A 16,793-nucleotide genomic window follows, 5' to 3' on the forward strand; every position below is an offset into this window, starting at 1 on the left:
AGCAGGCAGCGCCGGTCCATTACAACACCACCTCCGCGGCCGGCTCGCGCAGGTTGTAGCGCGAGCCCATCACGGCCCCGTAGGCGCCCGCCTGCGCGACCAGCAGCACGTCACCCTCGCGGCACTCGGGCAGGCGGCGGTTCGCGCCGAGCACGTCGCCGCTTTCGCAGATCGGGCCGACGACCTGCACCATCGTCGCGGGCGCGTCGTCGAGGCGGCTGAGGTTCACGATCTCGTGCCAGGCATCGTACAGCGCGGGGCGGATCAGCGAGTTCATGCCGGTGTCGACGCCGACGTAATGCACGCCGCCCTTGCGCTTGGCCTGCGTCACGCGCGCGAGCAGCACGCCCGCGTCGGCGACGAGGTAGCGGCCCGGCTCCATCCACAGCGCAAACTGCGGATACGCGCGCTTCACCTCGGCGAGCGACTCGCCGAGCGCGGCGAGGTCGAGCGCGCTTTCGTCGGGACGCGACGGCACGCCGAGGCCGCCGCCGATGTCGAGCGACTCGATCCGGCTGAAGCCTTCGGCGAGGCTCGCGAGCTGGCCGTACACGGAACGCCAGTGGCCGGCGTCGAGGATGCCCGAGCCGAGGTGCGCATGCAGGCCGGTGATGCGCGCGCCGCACTCGCGCGCGAGCGCGCGGAACGCGTCGACCTGGTCGAGCGCGACGCCGAACTTCGACGCGTCGCCGCCGGTGCGCACCTTGTCGTGGTGGCCGCGGCCGCTGCCGAGGTCGACGCGCAGGTGCAGCTCGCGGCCTTCGAACAGCTCGCCCCAGTGCTCGAGCGGGTGCAGCGCGTCGAGCGTCATGCGCACGCCGAGCGCGAGCGCGGCGGCGTATTCCGCGCGCGGCGCGAAGTTCGGCGTGAAGAGGATGCGTTCGGCGGCGAGCTGCGGCAACGCCGCACGCACGGCCTCGACTTCGGCGAGCGAGACGCATTCGAACGCGAAGCCTTCCTCGTGCAGCACGCGCAGGATCGCAGGATGCGGATTCGCCTTGAGCGCGTAGTGCCAGCGGTCGACCGCGCCGAGCGCACGCAGCGCGCGCGCCTGCGCGCGCACCGCGTCGAGCGAATAGACGTAGCGCGGCGACGCTTCGCTGGCAAGCTTCAGCAGCGCATCGCGTTCGCGCCGCCACCACGATTCGCGCTTCGCCGCCGCGGGCTCGCCGAGCTCGCGCCAGCTCGGCCCGAACACCGCGCCATCCTCGACACGCAGCGCGTCGGCGCGGATCAGCAGCGCATGCAGGCGCGGGATGAGCTCGTCGGCGAGCGATTCGTCGACGACGAAGGTGAGGTTGAGGTTGTTCGAGGACTGGCTGATCAGGTGCACGTCGAGCGCGCCGAACTCGGCGAGCACGCCGGAGAGACGATGCAGCTGCGCGCGCATGCCGCGCCCGACGAGCGTGATCGCCGCGCATGGCGCGATCACCTTGACGCGACAGATCTTCGCGAGGTCGGTCGCGAGCGCGGAGAGCACGTCCGAATCGACGAGGTTTTCGGTCGGATCGAGCGACACCGTCACGTTCGTCTCGGCCGAGCCGATGAGGTCGACCGAGAGGCCATGGCGCTTGAACTCGGCGAACACGTCGGCGAGGAAGCCGACCTGTTGCCACATGCCGATCGTCTCCATCGATACCAGCGTGACGCCCTTGCGCGCGCTGATCGCCTTCACGCACGGCGCCGCGTCGGCCGCGACCGCGCGGATCTCGGTGCCGGCGAGCTGCGGCCGGTTGGTGTCCTTGATCACCAGCGGCACGCCGGCACGGCGCAGCGGGCCGAGCGAGCGCGGATGCAGCACCTTCGCGCCGGTCGTCGCGATTTCCTGCGCTTCTTCGTAGTCGAGCCGCGCGAGCAGGCGCGCGTCGGGCACGATACGCGGGTTCGCGCTGAACATGCCCGGCACGTCGGTCCAGATCTCGACACACTCGGCCTTGAGCATCGCGCCGAAGTAGCCGGCCGAGGTGTCCGAACCGCCGCGGCCGAGCAGCACCGTGCGGCCGTCGCCGTCGCGCGCGATGAAGCCCTGCGTGATGAACACCTCGCCGCGCGCGGCGAGCGCGGCGGCGAACGCGGGATCGGGCACGGCCGGCACGTTCGCCGACAGGTGGCGCGCCCATGCGCCCGCGTTCGCCAGCGGCTGCGCGAGCAGGTGCTCGCGCGCATCGAGCCAGCGCGCCTCGAGCCCCTGCGTGCCGAGGAAGGCGACGCCGAGCGTGCTCGACATGAGCTCGCCGAGAGCGTACGTCTCCGCCTGCCAGTCGAGCGCGGCCGATTCGCGGCGCGGATCGACGATGAGCTGGTCGAGCCGCGCGAGCCAGCCGTCGAGCGCGTTGCGCACCGGCAGTTCGAGATCGCGCAGCAACGCGTTGTGCCGTTCGACAATGCCGACCTGCGCCTCGCGGCACGCCATCGTGTCGGTGCGCGCTTCGGCGATCCGCTTGAGCATGTCGGTGATGCCCGACAGTGCGGATACGACGATGAGCACGTTGCGCCCGCGCGCATGGTGAGCCGCGGCGATGCGCGCGATCGTCTCCCAGCGCGGGCGCGTGGAGACGCTGGTGCCGCCGAACTTGGCGACGACCCAGGGACGGACGGTGACGGGCGCCACGACGGGCGCGGATGCGGGACTCAAGCGGCGTCCTTCATGCGGATCGGCAGCGTGCGGATTCTTTCGTGCAGCGCAGCAGAACGCAATGGCGTGGCATTTTGCGGGCGGCGCGCGGGCCGGGCGCCGGCATCATGCCGATTTGCCGGCGATTGCGGGGCCGGTGGCACGGCTCGGGGTGGCGCGATCGGACCGCTTATGAACGAATATCATGTCGCCGGCGCGCGGCATCGACTACACGCGCCCGACCGATGCCACCCCTGCGCATGGTAGGACTCCACCCTGTGGGCGACCGATGACGCGGCGAGGGTGGATGTTGCGGTCGCGCACAGGGTGCTCTCCTGGAGATGGAGCACCGTGGGACGGATCAAGGCGTGCCGCCGCTGCGCGGCCGGCTCCGGACGAATGCAGCCGGCGGACAGGCGTCCGCCGGGCCGGGGCGTCGAACGGCTTGCGCGCCGCGACGCCCTTGCAGCGACGACCGCTCAGAGGCGGCAGTCCTCGAAGTCGTCGGCAAACAGGAACTCGCCACCGACGACGACATCGAACGTCGTGCTGCCGGTGAGGTTTCCGCTCTGCGCTCCCAACACCTTGCCGGTCGCGAGCGTGTAGAAGCGCTTCGCCACGTTGGCCGGGAAGCTCGCGACGCCCTGGCTCGCCGTCGCCTGGCCGAGCACGATCGAGCCGCCGCATGCGGCGGTCGAGAGCGTGACCTGCGAGGTCGAATCGGTGGTAACGACGTTGCCGCCAGCGTCGACGATCGACACCGTCACCGGACCCATGCCACCGCCCTGCTCCACGTCCGCGACCGCGCCGAGCACGAGATGGTCGGCGACGTTCGGCGCGAAGTTCGCGATCACGCTGCAGTTCGCACTGATCGCACCGGTCGTGTAGGTCGTGCCGTTCAACGTGCCGGCCGGGCAGGAACCCGTGACCGGGGCGACGTGGTAACCGGCCGCCGGCGTCAGCACGAACGCCGTGGTCGCGCCGCTCGCGACCGTCTGCGGCGTGTCGGGCGAGATCGTGCCATTGCCGCTCGAAGTCGGCGTGACCGTGAACGTGGGCGCCGTCACCACGACGGTCTTGCTGGTGCTGCCGCTGGCACTGTCGTCGTCGGTGACGGTGAGCGTGACGGTGTACGAACCGCCCGTCGCATAGGTGTGGCTCGGGTTGGTCGCCGTCGAGGGCGGGCTGCCATCACCGAAGTTCCACGAACGCGTGGCGATCGTGCCGTCGCTGTCGGTCGACGCATCGGTGAAGTTCGCGGTAAGGCCACTGGTGGTGAAGCTGAAATCGGCGATGGGCGCGACGTTGCCCTCGGGCACGAACTCCCACGCGGAGCGGCCGAACGTCGCGGCGCGCACGAGGCTGCGATCCTCGGCGACGTAGAGACCGGTGACGTTCACGAGCGGCATGCCGGCGCCGTAGCGCGTCCAGGTCGCGCCGCTGTCGTCGGAGACGTACACGCCGAGGTGCGTCGCCGCGTACAGCGTGCTCGACGTCTGCGGGTCGACGACGATGTCGTTCACCGGGATGCCGTGCGGGAAGCCCGACGCGTTGCCGTCGATGGCGGTCCAGCTGCTGCCACCGTTGGTCGAGCGCCACAGATGGTTCGATGCGGCATCCGGCGCGACGGACGCGATGTAGACGATCGACGCATTGGCCGGATCGAAGCTGATCGCCGACAGGCTGAGCCCGTTGCCCGGCAACGTCGTGGTATTGCCCACCTGCGTCCAGTTCGTGCCGTTGGTGGTGATGTAGGCGCGGCCCGAGGTGGCGACGACGCCGACGGTGTTCACGCTGCTGCGCGCGACGCCGATGTTGCGGATCCCGAAGTTGCTGGTCGGCAAGCCGCTGGTGCCGAGCGCGGTCCACGACCCGGCATAGTTCGTGCTCTTGTAGACCTTGGTGTTGCTGAAGGTGAACACGGTGTTGCCGGTCGCGTCGCCCTTCCACTCGGCGATGCGCGTGGTGAAAGGCGCCGTGTTCGGGTTGTTGCATTCACTGATGCCGCTGCAGGCGCTCGAGAAGCTCGTGCCACCGTTGGTGCTCTTGTAGATGCGGCTGTAGTAGAGGCTGCCGAGCATCTGGTTGGCATTGGAGCGGTTGACGTTGCAGCCGAATCCGTCGCCGCCGATGATCTGGTTGAACACCGCCGTGTTGCCCACGCGCACGCGCGTGCCGTTGTCCTGCAGGCCGGCGATCACGGCATCGCGGTTCGCGATCGAGGAACCGACCTGGTAGATCAGGTGCGAGGCGATGCCCTTGTTGAGCGTGTCGGTGAAGCTGGCGCCGTTGTTGATCGAGCGGAAGATGCCGCCGTCGGTGCCGAAGTAGATCGCGCCGTTCGCGGCGATGTGGCCGGCATGGAAGTCGGCATGCACGTAGGGCAGGCTGAAGCGCGCCAGCCAGTTGCTCACCTGCGAATAGGTCGCGCCGCCGTCGGCGGTCTTCGCGGCGAGCAGTGCGCCGCCGAAGTACGCGACGTTCGGGTTCGCGGGATCGACCAGCACGAGCTGGTTGTACCAGCCCTGGCCGTTCAGCAGCGTGTTGACCGACGACGACTCGCTGTTGGTGTTCGTGTACGTCTTGTACGTCGCGCCGGTCTTGCCGATGCCGGTCCAGGTCACGCCGTTGTCGGTGGACTTGAAGAAGTTGGCGAGGTCGGTCGCCGAACCGAGGTAGGAATTGTTGTTCGCCGCCTCGACGTACATGATGTTGCGGTCGGACGGCGCCGCAGCGACGGCCAGGCGCGTGATGCCGTTGGTGTCGGTGATGCCGCTCGAGCGCGTCCAGGTCGCGCCATTGTCGGTGGAGCGCCAGATCTGGCCGTTGGTCTGGTAGTTGGCGTTGCCGGGGTCGGCTTCGAGGCTCAGCACGAAGGTCGTGCCGCCACCCCAGGTGATCGTCCACACGTACGGATCGCCGGTCGGCGACGCCGGATCGATCGTGACCTTGCCGAAGCTCGCGCCACCGTTGGTCGAGCGATACAAGCCGGCATTGGTCGCGGCAAGGACGATGTTGCTGTCGCTGCGCGCGACTTCGATGTCGGGAATGATCGTCGAGTCGCCGAGATAGACGACGTTGCTCCAGTCGTCTCCGCCGTTGGTCGACTTGACCAGGCCCATGCCGGTGCCGTCGAACGGATCGCCGAGCCCGAGGTAAAGGGTATCGGCATCATCGGGCGCCATTTCGAGCGAACCGACCGAGAGCGAACCGAGCGTCTCGGTCTTCGCCGCCCAGGTCTGGCCACCGTCGGTGGACTTCCAGACGCCGCCGCCGGAGAAGGCGACGTAGACGACGTTTGCATTCGCAGGATCGGTGACGATCGCGTTGACGCGACCTGCATCGGTCACGTTGAGCGTGCCGCCGTTCTGCGCGAAGTTCGCGCTGGTCGGGCCGATGTTGGTCCAGCTGCCGTTCGCCGCGGCGACGAACGGCGCGAGCGAATCGATGACGGGGTTGGAGGTACCGCTCGCCGGCATGAGCACCGCGTGCCGTTCGCGCTCGCGCTTGGCCACTTCGTTGAGGAAGCGCTCGTACGCGGGCGAGAACAGCACCTGCTTGCGACTGAGGCCGGCATCGCCCGCCGCGAAATCGTCGTTGTACCACTGCGCCATCGCGCGGCGACGCGCGGTCGCGTCGTCGTGTTCACCCTCTTCTCCGGCGCGCGCCGCCGCAGGCAGCGTGGCCAGCATGCCGAGCATCAGGCAGACGGCCCAGCGCATCGAGTTCACGTTCATTGCAGTTCCCGGTGATGATGGCGGTGTGCGCCGCCTGGCACGCGCCGACCGACGCGTGCGATGAAAAGAAAAAGTGTTCCCCGCGGATCACGCCCCTTCAAGAACACCACATGCAATGCGAGCCCCTGATGTCTCCGAGGCCGCCGTCGCCGGCGCCCTCGGGGCATCGCTTCCGTGTGCGGGAGATCGCTCCGTCCGGGGCCAAGGCTGCCGGGACCGGAGGCGGGCGGCAATCTAGGACCTCGGACCGACCGCGTCAACCGGATTGCGCCGCGGCATGACGGGTTGCGGGCCGGGTCATCCGACCCGAACGACGGCAGACGATCGCGCGCGACTCGGGCATGATCCGCCGACGCCCCCGGCACGACGAGGCTCATGGCATGAACGACACGGCTCCGGCCGGATCCACGGCACACCCCGTCGGTTACGCGCGCCGCCTGAACGCCTGGGACGCCGCGATGGTCGTGGTCGGCGGCATCATCGGCTCGGGCATCTTCCTGACGCCCGCGTCGATCGCGCGCCAGACCGGCTCGGCGGGCGAACAGCTGCTCGCCTGGGGCGTCGGCGGCGTCATCGCACTGATCGGCGCACTCTGCTATGCGGAACTGGGCACGCGCCGGCCGAACGCGGGCGGCGGCTATGTGAACTTGCGTGACGCGTTCGGCCTCGTCGTCGCGTTCGTCTACGGCTGGAACCTGCTCGTCGTGAACCACTCCGGCAGCATCGCCGCGGTCTCGACCGTGTTCGTCGAGTACGCCGCCGCGGCCGCCGGGGTCACGCTCGCCGATCCGCGGCCGTACGCGGTCGCGACGATCGTATTCCTCGCCGGCATCAACTGGTTCGGCATCCGTGCCGGCTCGTTGACGCAGAATGTCCTGACCGTGCTCAAGCTCGCCGCGATCGCGATCCTCATCGCGGTGGGCCTGTCCGTGCGTGGCGCGCCTCCGCCGGCGGCACCCGCGGGGCCGGTCAGCCCGTTCGCGTTCGCCGGCGCGCTGATGCCGGTGCTGTTCTCGTACGGCGGCTGGTACTACGTCAACGACATCGCCGGCGAGGTGCGCGAACCGCAACGCACGATCCCGCGCGCACTGATCTACGGCATGCTGCTCGTCGCCCTCTGTTACCTGCTCGCGAACCTCGCCTACCTCGCCGTGCTCGGCCATGACGGCCTCGCCGCGAGCAAGGCGCCGGCCGCCGACGTCATGCGCCACGGCTTCGGTGAAACCGGTGCGCGCGTGATCGCCGCGGGCATCGCGATCTCGACGCTCGGCTTCGTCAACATCTCGATGATCGGCGCCGCGCGCGTGTTCCAGGTCATGGGCGCGGACGGCGTGTTCTTCCGCTCCGCCGGCCGCCTGCACCCACGCTGGCGCTCGCCGAACGTCGCCCTGCTGCTGCTCGCATTCGCCGCCTGCGTGCTCGCGCTGACCGGCACGTTCGACCAGCTGCTCAACTACTCCACGGTCGGCGACTGGCTCGGCATGGCCGCGGTCGTCGCCACGCTGTTCTGGTACCGCCGCCATCCGTCGACCGATGCAGTGACGTTCCGCACGCCGTGGTACCCGCTGCTGCCGATCGTGTTCCTCGTCGTCGTCGCCGGCGTCGTCGGCACGACGATCTGGCAGCACCCGGGCGACGCCGGCTGGGGTGCACTGATCACGCTCGCGGGGTTGCCGGTCTATTTCATCTGGCGCCTGCTGCCCCGGTAGGGCGGTACGCGCGCAAGCGCGTGCCGCCGAGGGTTTGCGAGACGCGGCGGGACTCGCGCTTCGCGCTCGACCCGTCGCACCCGCCCGAGCCGCCCTCCGCGCTCCACCCGATGCGACGAGCGTGGTGCTCGCTGCGCCGGAGCGATGCTCGGCAGGCGCGAAACGCCGTGCGACAATGCGACGATCACACGCGCGCGGACACGCTCCCGCGCGGTACGGAGACGCACGATGCCCGAGCAGCCCCCTCACGCCGCCGATTCCGCCCACGCCGCCGCGGCCGATCCCGCCAAGCGCCCCGTGCGCCCGCGGGAACCGCTGCAGGTCACGATCAACGGCAAGCCGTATTTCCACGACGGCGACCCGACGATGCCGCTGCTCTGGTTCCTGCGCGACACCCTGCGCCTGACCGGCACGAAGTTCGGCTGCGGCATCGGCAACTGCGGCGCGTGCACGGTGCTGTTCGACGGCAAGGCGATGCGCGCGTGCGTGCTGCCGATGAGCGCCGCGGCGACGCACCGGATCACCACCATCGAAGGCCTCGAGGGCGAGGCGCTGCATCCGGTGCAGCAGGCGTGGATCGAGGAGGACGTCGCGCAGTGCGGCTACTGCCAGGCCGGGCAGATCATGGCCGCGGTCGACCTGCTCAAGCGCAAGCCGAGGCCGGGCGACGACGACATCGCGTCGATCGGCAACCTCTGCCGCTGCGGCACCTATCCGCGCATCCGCAAGGCGATCCTGCGCGCGGCCGAACTCATGCAGGGGGAACGCAAGTGAGCGCGCGCGTCGACGCGGGCCGGCGCCGCTTCCTCGCGATCTCGCTGGGCACCGCCGGCGCGCTCGTCGTCGGCTTCCGCCATGCCGTCGCGGCACCGACGCCGGGCGTGCCGCCCGAACTGCTCGGCGACGATCTCACCGAACTCGGGCCCTTCGTGCGCATCGAGCGCGACAACCACATCGTGATCGGTGCGCGCGGCTGCGAGATCGGCCAAGGCGTCATGACCTCGCTGCCGATGCTCGTCGCGGAGGAACTCGACGTCGATTGGTCGCAGGTGCGCGTCGTGCAACTGCCGTACGGCTACGTCGAGACCGACAAGGGCCCGTCGAACCGCTACGGCGACCAGGGCGCGGGCGGCAGCACGAGCGTGTCGGACGGCTGGAAGGACCTGCGCCTCGCCGGCGCGACCGCGCGCTGGCTGCTCGTGCAGGCCGCCGCGAAGGAATGGAGCCTGCCGGCCGGGCAATTGCGCACCGCATCGGGCGAGGTCCTCGCCCCCGACGGGCGCAAGCTCACCTATGGCGCGCTCGCGCGCAGCGCGGCGGCGATCGCGCCGCCCGAGCAGCCGGTCGCGCTGAAGAAGCCGGAGCAGTTCCACATCATCGGCACGCCGACGCGCGTGGTCGACGCGCGCGACATCGTCATCGGGCGCAGCCGCTTCGGCATCGACGAGTACGCCGCGGACGCGCTCGTCGCGGTGATCCTGCGCTGCCCGTATCTCGACGGCACGCTCGAATCGTTCGACGACCGCGAGACGCGCAAGGTCGCCGGCGTCGTCGACGTGATCGCGATCGACGGCCCGAAGCCGGGCGAGCCATTCGACGGCCCGCTCGCGAGCGGCGTGGCCGTGCTCGCCGAGCACACCTGGGCCGCGCTCAAGGGGCGCGAACTGCTCGAGGTGAAATGGAAGCAGGGACCGTGGAGCGCCGAATCGAGCAGCGCCCTCGCCGCGCGCGCGAACGAACTGCTCGACCGCGACGAGGGCGGCACCAGCGTGCGCCGCGACGGCGACCTCGCCAAGGCACGCAAGCAGGCGCGCAACGTGGTCGAGGCACGCTACGAGGTGCCGTTCCTCGCGCACGCGACGATGGAACCGCCAGCCGCGCTGATCGAAATCAAGCAGGACAGCGCGCGACTGGTCGCCTCGCTGCAGAGCCCGGGCGGCGCGTCGGCGATGATCGCGCGCATGACCGGCCTCGCGCGCAAGGACATCGAAATCCGCATGACGCGCGCGGGCGGCGGCTTCGGCCGGCGCCTCGAGAACGACTACGTCGCGGAAGCCGTGCTCGTCGCGAAGGCGGCGGGCCGGCCGGTCAAGCTCATGTGGACGCGCGAGGACGACCTCCAGCACGACTTCTACCGCCCGTACGGCGTGCACGCGCTGTTCGCCACGCTCGACCGCAGGAAGCAGGTCAACAGCTGGGTCCATCGCTGCGCGGCGACGCCCCGGCCCTACCGCGAAGGCGGTGGCCGCAAGCGCCCGATCAATACCGGCTGCCTCGAGGCCGACGACTTCCCGGCCGGCCTCGTCGGCAACCTCGAGAAGACCTTCTTCGCGGTCGAGTCGGGCATGCCGCGCGGCTGGTGGCGCGCGCCGCTGCACACGTTCCATGCGTTCGCGGTGCAGAGCTTCATCGACGAGATCGCGATCGCGAGCAAGCAGGACGCAGTGAAGCTGCGCCTGGCGATGCTCGGCGAGCCGCGCAGGATCCCCTACTCCGGCCACGGCGGCCCCGAGTTCGACACCGGCCGCCTCGCCGAAGTGCTGCGCCGCTGCGCGGCGAAGATCGGCTGGGGCGAGCGACGCGACGACGGCCACGGCATCGGCATCGCCTGCCACTTCACGTTCGGCGGCTACACCGCGCACGCCTTCGAAGTGTCGGTCGAGGGACGCGAATTGCGCATCCACCGCGCGGTCTGCGTCGTCGACGTCGGCCGCGTCATCAACCCGCTCGGCGTCGAGGCGCAGATGATGGGCGGCACGATCGACGGCCTGTCGACCGCGCTGCACCTCGCGATCACGGTCAAGGACGGCCAGGTGCAGCAGCACAACTTTCCCGACTATCCGCTGCTGCGCATGGCGCAGGCGCCACGCCACGTCGAAGTCGAGATCGTGCCGTCCGACGCGGACCCGGTCGGCGCCGGCGAGATGGGCGTGCCGAGCGTCGCCCCGGCGCTCGCCAACGCGGTCTACGCCGCGACCACGGTGCGCGTGCGCAAGCTGCCGCTGATGCCCGAACTCATGCGGATGCTCTGAGACGCGCGCTGTTCGTGGGAGCAACCGTCTTCGCTCGCGAGCACACCACGACGTTCCGTTCGCGCTGAGCGAAGCTCGCGCAGCGAGCGCGGTCGAAACGCGCCCGTGGCACGGCCCTTCGACTCGCCCTGCGGCCCGCGCTCAGGCCGCCATCGCGACCGTGGCGATGAACCCGGCGAGCACGGCGAGGCTCGGCACGTCGGTCAGCGCGAACACGACCGGGTCCTCGTGCATGCGCCCGCGCCGCGCGAGTGACCATACGCGCCACAACCATGCCCCGAGCAGCGGCAGCAGCAGCCACAGCCAGTGCGGCTGGCGATACAGGGCGGCGCTCTTCGTGCTGTCGACGTAGAGCGCGAGCACGAGCAGGCTCGTGCCCGCGGCGACGGCACCGAAGCCGCCGATCCAGGCGAGATGGGCGGTGCGATAGCCACGGCCGGCGACGTTCTGCTGCGCGCTCGCGGCGATGCGATGGACCTCGGCGTAGCGCTTGACCAGGGCCAGGCTGAGGAACAGGCACATCGCGAAGGCGAGGAACCAGCCCGATGCCTCGACCGGAATCGCGACCGCGCCGGCGACGATGCGCAGCGTGTACAAGGCGGCGAGCACGACCACGTCGACGAGCACGATGCGCTTGAGCAGCAGTGAATAGGCCAACGTCGTCGCCGCGTACAGGCCGAGCACGAGCACGAAGCGCGGCGGCAGCAGCGAAGCGAGCGCGAACGCGGCGAGCACGAGCAGCAGCGCGGCGGCGAGCCCGCCGGCTACCGGCAGGCGCCCCGCCGCGAATGGCCGCGCGCGCTTGCGCGGATGGCGGCGGTCGGCGTCGAGATCGACGAGGTCGTTGAACACGTACGCACCCGACGCGCACAGGCAGAACGCGACGAATGCGAGCGTGGCCGCGTACAGGGCGGCCGGCTCGAAGATGCGATGCGCGGCGACCGCGGCGACGAACACGAGCAGGTTCTTCGACCACTGGTGCGGGCGCAATGCGCGTACCGCCGCGCGCCACGCGCCTGCGCGGCGCTCGATCACCGCATCGGGCGCGCGCATCCGGCGCAGGCGGGCGAGCACGCGCGGCGACGCGTTGGCGGTGATCGCGCGGCGCGCACGGGCCCATACCGGCAGGTCCGCGGCGGCGTCGCCGACGTAGTCGAAGCCGCGCTCGCCGTACCGCGCGACGAGTACCTGCGCCTTGCGAGCGCCGCCGAGGTTGGTTTCGCCGTCGCTGCCGAGCGCCGCGTCGAAGCCGCCGACGTGCGCGGCGACCGCGTCGACGATGGCCTGGTCCGACGCGCTGCACAGCACGCGCGGCCGCGAGCCGGCTTCGCGCAGCAGCGCGAGCACGCGCGCGTCGTACGGCAGCAGGGTCACGTCGACCTGCGTGCGGCGCGCGACCTCGCGCTTGAGCCGCGCCTTGCCACCCAGCAACCACAGCGGCAGCAGCAACAGCAGCAGCGGATTGCGCCGCAGCAGCGCTAGCACGGATTCGTGCAGCAGGTCGGTGTGGACGAGCGTGCCGTCGAGATCCACGCACAAGGCGACGTCGTCGTGGTCGTGCATGCGGCGCGGTCGTTCCCGAGGTGGTGGGCGGCGAGGATAACCGATCGCACGGCGCCGACGTCGCCGCGAGAGGCGCGGTCCGCCGCCCCGCGATCGTCGGCGTGACGGGCATGCGCAAGCGATGGCAGCGCCCTGCGCGTGGCCCTAGTCGGCGGGTTCGCAGCCGCCGGACTCGGCACGCTGCTCGGCGCGATGGCGGATCGCCTGCGGGTCGGCGAGACCGACCCACTTGAGGTACTTGCCGGCGACCTTGTCGCCGAGTGACTGGTCCGGCGCGAACGCCTGCGAGAAGCGCGTCTTCTTGCAGTGCAAGGGATTGCCGCGCTCGGCGATCTTCTCCCACGCCTGCCGCGCCGCCTCGCGCTCGGTCTTCGGCGCCTGCGGCAAGGTCGGCGTGGCACTGCCGCCGAGGCGGATCGAACCGTCCGGATTGAAAAGCTGCGGCATGGCCACTGCACCGCCTTCGCCGATGCGCGCGCGCATCGCATCGCTCGATTCTTCGGGACGCGGCGGCGGTGCCTTCACCTTCACCTCGGGCGGTGAAATCGCGATCCGGCTCGGCCGCGCGACGATCGGCGGTTCGGGTTCGGGCGGAGGCGGTGGCATCTCCCACGGTGGTTCGACGAGGTTGACCGTGATGACCTGCGGCGCGCGGTGCGCATGGCGGTACGGTCGCATGCCGAGGCCGAAGCCGACGATTTCGACAAGGGTGACCACGAACGCGATGAGCCCGCCGAGCAGGAGCAGGCGCCGGTCGCGGCGTGGCCGCAGCTCCCAGCGCAGGCTGCGCTGCCATGGCAGTCCGTCGCCCGCGAAGCGCAGGCGTGCGGGTTCGTGCAGGGTCGGCGGCCGGCGATCCGCGCGCGGCAGCATCGGCGTCGGCGATGAAGGATGCTGCGAGGTCAAGAGTCGATGCCCGGATGCGTCGCGGCAGGATAATGACGCCGCGCTAAAGCGAGGTTAAACACCGGTTGCGTCGCCGCCTCGCGGCCGCTGCGCGCGCGGCGACCGCTCACCCGCGCGCGTCGGCGCCGGTGCGCCGGTGCGTGCGCAACCATTGCGCGACGCGCTCGGCCGTGCGCGCGGCGCTGCGGCCGAGCAGTGGCCCGACGTGGCTCGCGCCGGGGATGCATTCGAAATCGGCGCCGAGCGTCGCGGCGAGCGCACGGCTCGACTCGGCCGGCACGTCGAGATCGTGCTCGCTCGCGACGACGAGCACCGGGCAATCCGGCGGATCGACGACGAGGCCTGCGCGCGCCTCGTCGAGCACCGCGCCCGACTCGTCGCGCCAGCGGCGATAGGCATACAGGCGCGCGGCATCGTCCGCATCGGGCATCGCCTGCTGGGTCGAGCGCAGCGTGCGCGCGCTGCGCCAGGGGATCACCGGCGGCGAGCGCTCTTCACGCGCGGGCAGGCCCGCGCCCGGCATCGGGTTGACCAGCACGAGCGCGCGCGCACGCACGGCGCGCGCGACCGCGAGCGCAAGCAGTCCACCGAGGCTGGCGCCGACGAGATGGGCGCCGCGCGCGGAGCGGCTCCATGCGGCGACCTGGCGGCAGTAGTCGTCCAGGTGCGTCGCCGCGAGGCCGCCGGCTGCGGGCTTGAGGTCGGGCGCGAGCACGTCGAATCCCGCGATCGACAGGCCGCGTGCCCAAATGCCCCATTCCCAGCCGCCGCCGCCCGCGCCATGCACGCAGACGACGCGACCAGGGCTGCCCGGTTCATCACGCATTGCGACTTGACCCTGTCCCACGATAGGTCAAGTCTATGCCGGCGCCGCGCCGACGCGCGACGCCTTCCGCCATGACCGTCCGCATGGCGTGCAGCCCGTCCTGCCGCGACGTCGTGCGGACGACCATGACGGCCTTCGAGCCGCGCCGTTTCGGGCGCGGTCGTCCGGGGGCAGGAGGCCCCCACGCCGCGACCGGCGGGCGCCGGTGCGCGGCGGTGCCGTGCCGGCCATGCGCCGGCCGGCGAGCGCGGCGGATCCACGATGGATTCGCCTGCGCACCAACAGGAGGCCTGCTCATGTCGTATACCACCGATGGCATCCGGAACATCGCGCTCGCAGGCCAAGCGGGCGCCGGCAAAACCACGCTGTTCGAAGCCCTGCTGCATGCCGGCGGCGCGATCCAGACGGCAGGCTCCGTCGAAAAGGGCACGACCGTGTCCGACCACGACCCGATGGAAAGGGAGCGCAAGCATTCGATGGCGGCCTCGATCGCCTCGATCGATGCCGGTGAAGTGCACGTCAACCTCGTCGACACGCCCGGATTCCCGGAATTCCGCGGCCCCACGCTGTCGGCGCTCGCCGCGGTGGAAACCTGCGCGATCGTCATCGACGCGACCAGCGGCGTCGCGCATTCGACGCGTCGCCTGATGGAGCGCGCGAAGGAGCGCGGCCTGTGCCGCGTACTCATCGTCAACAAGATCGACCACGAAGGCGTCGACCTCGAGGGCGTGGTCGAGATGCTGCGCGACGAATTCGGCAGCGAGTGCCTGCCGATCAACCTGCCCGCTGGCAAGGGCACGACGGTGGTCGACTGCTTCTTCCAGCCGCAGGGCGACGGCGTCGACTTCTCCTCGGTCGCCGACGCGCACCAGCACATCATCGACCAGGTAGTCGAGGTCAACGAGACGGTGATGGGCCACTACCTCGACGACGGCGAGGCCGGCCTGTCCGGCCAGGAACTGCACGACGCGTTCGAGCAGTGCCTGCGCGAAGGCCATCTCGTGCCGATCTGCTTCGTGTCCGCGCGCAGCGGCGCCGGCGTCAGGGAGCTGCTGCAGCTCGCGGAAAAGTTGCTGCCGAACCCGAAGGAAGGCAATCCGCCGCCGTTCGAGAAGGGCCGCGGCGCCGACGCGCAGCGCATCGAGGCCGAGCCGGACCCGAGGAAGCACGTGATCGCCGACGTGTTCAAGATCGTCAATGACCCCTTCGTCGGCAAGCTCAGCGTGTTCCGCGTCTACCAGGGCACGGTGAGGAAGGACACGCAGCTGTTCATCGACGACGGCAAGAAGCCGTTCAAGGTCGGCCACCTGTTCAAGCTCAAGGGCAAGGACCACGTCGAGATCGAGCAGGCGATCCCCGGTGACATCGCCGCGATCGCGAAGGTCGAGGAGATCCATTTCGACGCGGTGCTGCACGATTCGCACGACGAGGACCAGATCCACCTCAAGCCGCTCGACTTCCCGCAACCGATGTTCGGCCTCGCCGTGCAGCCCGCGCACAAGGGCCAGGAGCAGAAGCTGAGTTCGGCGCTCGCGCGGCTCAGCGAGGAAGACCCGTGCTTCCGCGTCGAGCACAACAAGGAACTCAACGAAACGATCATCCGCGGCCTCTCCGACCTGCATTTGAAGCTCATGCTCGATCGCATGAAGGAGCGCTACGGCGTCGAGGTGACGACGCGGCCGCCACGCATCGCCTACCGCGAAACGGTCGCCGCCAAGGCCGAAGGCCATCACCGGCACAAGAAGCAGACCGGAGGCGCCGGCCAGTTCGGCGAAGTGTTCCTGCGCATCGAGCCGCTGCCGCGCGGCGCCGGCTTCGAGTTCGCCGACGAGATCAAGGGCGGCACGATCCCCGGCCAGTTCCTGCCCGCGATCGAGAAGGGCGTGCGCCAGGTGCTCGAGCACGGCGCGATCGCCGGCTACCAGTTGCAGGACGTCAAGGTGACCGTCTACGACGGGAAATACCACGCGGTCGACTCGAAGGAAGTCGCGTTCATCGCCGCCGGCAAGAAGGCGTTCCTCGACGCGATCGCGAAGGCGCGGCCGCAGGTGCTCGAGCCGATCGTCAACCTCGACGTGACCGTGCCGAACGCGCACATGGGCGACGTCACCGGCGGCCTCGCCGGCAAGCGCGCGCGCATCAACGGCACCGATTCGCTGCGCGGCGGCGAGATCATCATCAAGGCGCAGGTGCCGCTCGCCGAGGTCACCGACTACCAGACCGAACTCAAGGCGATGACCGGCGGCCAGGGCCGCTACGCGATCGAGTTCAGCCACTACGAGCCGGTGCCTCCGCAGGTGCAGAAGCAGCTCACCGAGGCGTACAAGCCGCGTCCGGACGAGGACTGATCCGCGCCGGCCGCGCATCGCTACCCGTACCATCGTCGCGCGCCCGCGTGCGCGCGAC

Annotated in this window: 9 protein-coding genes; 4 read left to right on the forward strand and 5 right to left on the reverse strand. The window is 70.3% G+C overall.

Annotated features, from left to right (window positions below; genetic code table 11):
• Positions 1–19: 19 nt before the first annotated feature.
• Positions 20–2,635 carry a bifunctional aspartate kinase/diaminopimelate decarboxylase gene (locus EV148_RS13465; protein WP_241988089.1) on the reverse strand — a complete coding sequence of 872 codons (2,616 nt, stop codon included), beginning with the start codon at positions 2,633–2,635 and terminating at the stop codon, positions 20–22.
• Between the two features lie 458 nt (positions 2,636–3,093).
• On the reverse strand, positions 3,094–6,351 hold the full coding sequence (locus EV148_RS18970) for a PKD domain-containing protein (protein ID WP_131999104.1): 3,258 nt from the start codon (positions 6,349–6,351) through the stop codon (positions 3,094–3,096).
• A gap of 380 nt (positions 6,352–6,731) precedes the next feature.
• On the opposite strand from EV148_RS18970, the gene EV148_RS13475 reads away from it, so the two are divergent.
• From EV148_RS13475 to EV148_RS13485, 3 genes are all read left to right on the forward strand, one after another.
• The gene (locus EV148_RS13475; protein WP_131999106.1) at positions 6,732–8,060 is read left to right on the forward strand and encodes an amino acid permease; all 1,329 of its coding nucleotides are present in this window, start codon (positions 6,732–6,734) and stop codon (positions 8,058–8,060) included.
• 228 nt (positions 8,061–8,288) lie between these two features.
• Positions 8,289–8,834, forward strand: a complete 546-nt coding sequence (locus tag EV148_RS13480) for a (2Fe-2S)-binding protein (protein ID WP_131999108.1) — start codon at positions 8,289–8,291, stop codon at positions 8,832–8,834.
• Entirely contained in the window at positions 8,831–11,092 is a 2,262-nt protein-coding gene (locus tag EV148_RS13485; protein WP_158287467.1) for a xanthine dehydrogenase family protein molybdopterin-binding subunit, read from the forward strand. The genes EV148_RS13480 and EV148_RS13485 overlap by 4 nt, the downstream gene beginning before the upstream one ends.
• Positions 11,093–11,233: 141 nt before the next feature.
• Here the strand turns inward: EV148_RS13485 and EV148_RS13490 are convergent, their stop codons facing one another.
• From EV148_RS13490 to EV148_RS13500, 3 genes are all read right to left on the reverse strand, one after another.
• Positions 11,234–12,655, reverse strand: coding sequence for a UbiA family prenyltransferase (locus EV148_RS13490; RefSeq protein ID WP_131999112.1), 1,422 nt, complete (start codon positions 12,653–12,655; stop codon positions 11,234–11,236).
• A 144-nt stretch (positions 12,656–12,799) separates the two neighbouring features.
• Entirely contained in the window at positions 12,800–13,528 is a 729-nt protein-coding gene (locus tag EV148_RS13495) for a hypothetical protein (RefSeq protein WP_158287468.1), read from the reverse strand.
• 139 nt (positions 13,529–13,667) lie between these two features.
• Positions 13,668–14,387: an alpha/beta fold hydrolase gene (locus tag EV148_RS13500; RefSeq protein WP_131999116.1), complete on the reverse strand. Its 720-nt coding sequence runs from the start codon at positions 14,385–14,387 to the stop codon at positions 13,668–13,670.
• A 296-nt stretch (positions 14,388–14,683) separates the two neighbouring features.
• Here EV148_RS13500 and fusA point away from each other — a divergent pair, with 296 nt between their 5' ends.
• Positions 14,684–16,735, forward strand: coding sequence for an elongation factor G (gene fusA, locus EV148_RS13505; protein ID WP_131999118.1), 2,052 nt, complete (start codon positions 14,684–14,686; stop codon positions 16,733–16,735).
• The last annotated feature ends 58 nt before the right edge of the window (positions 16,736–16,793 follow it).

This window comes from Dokdonella fugitiva, assembly GCF_004342425.1.
GTDB classification, from domain to species: domain Bacteria; phylum Pseudomonadota; class Gammaproteobacteria; order Xanthomonadales; family Rhodanobacteraceae; genus Dokdonella_A; species Dokdonella_A fugitiva.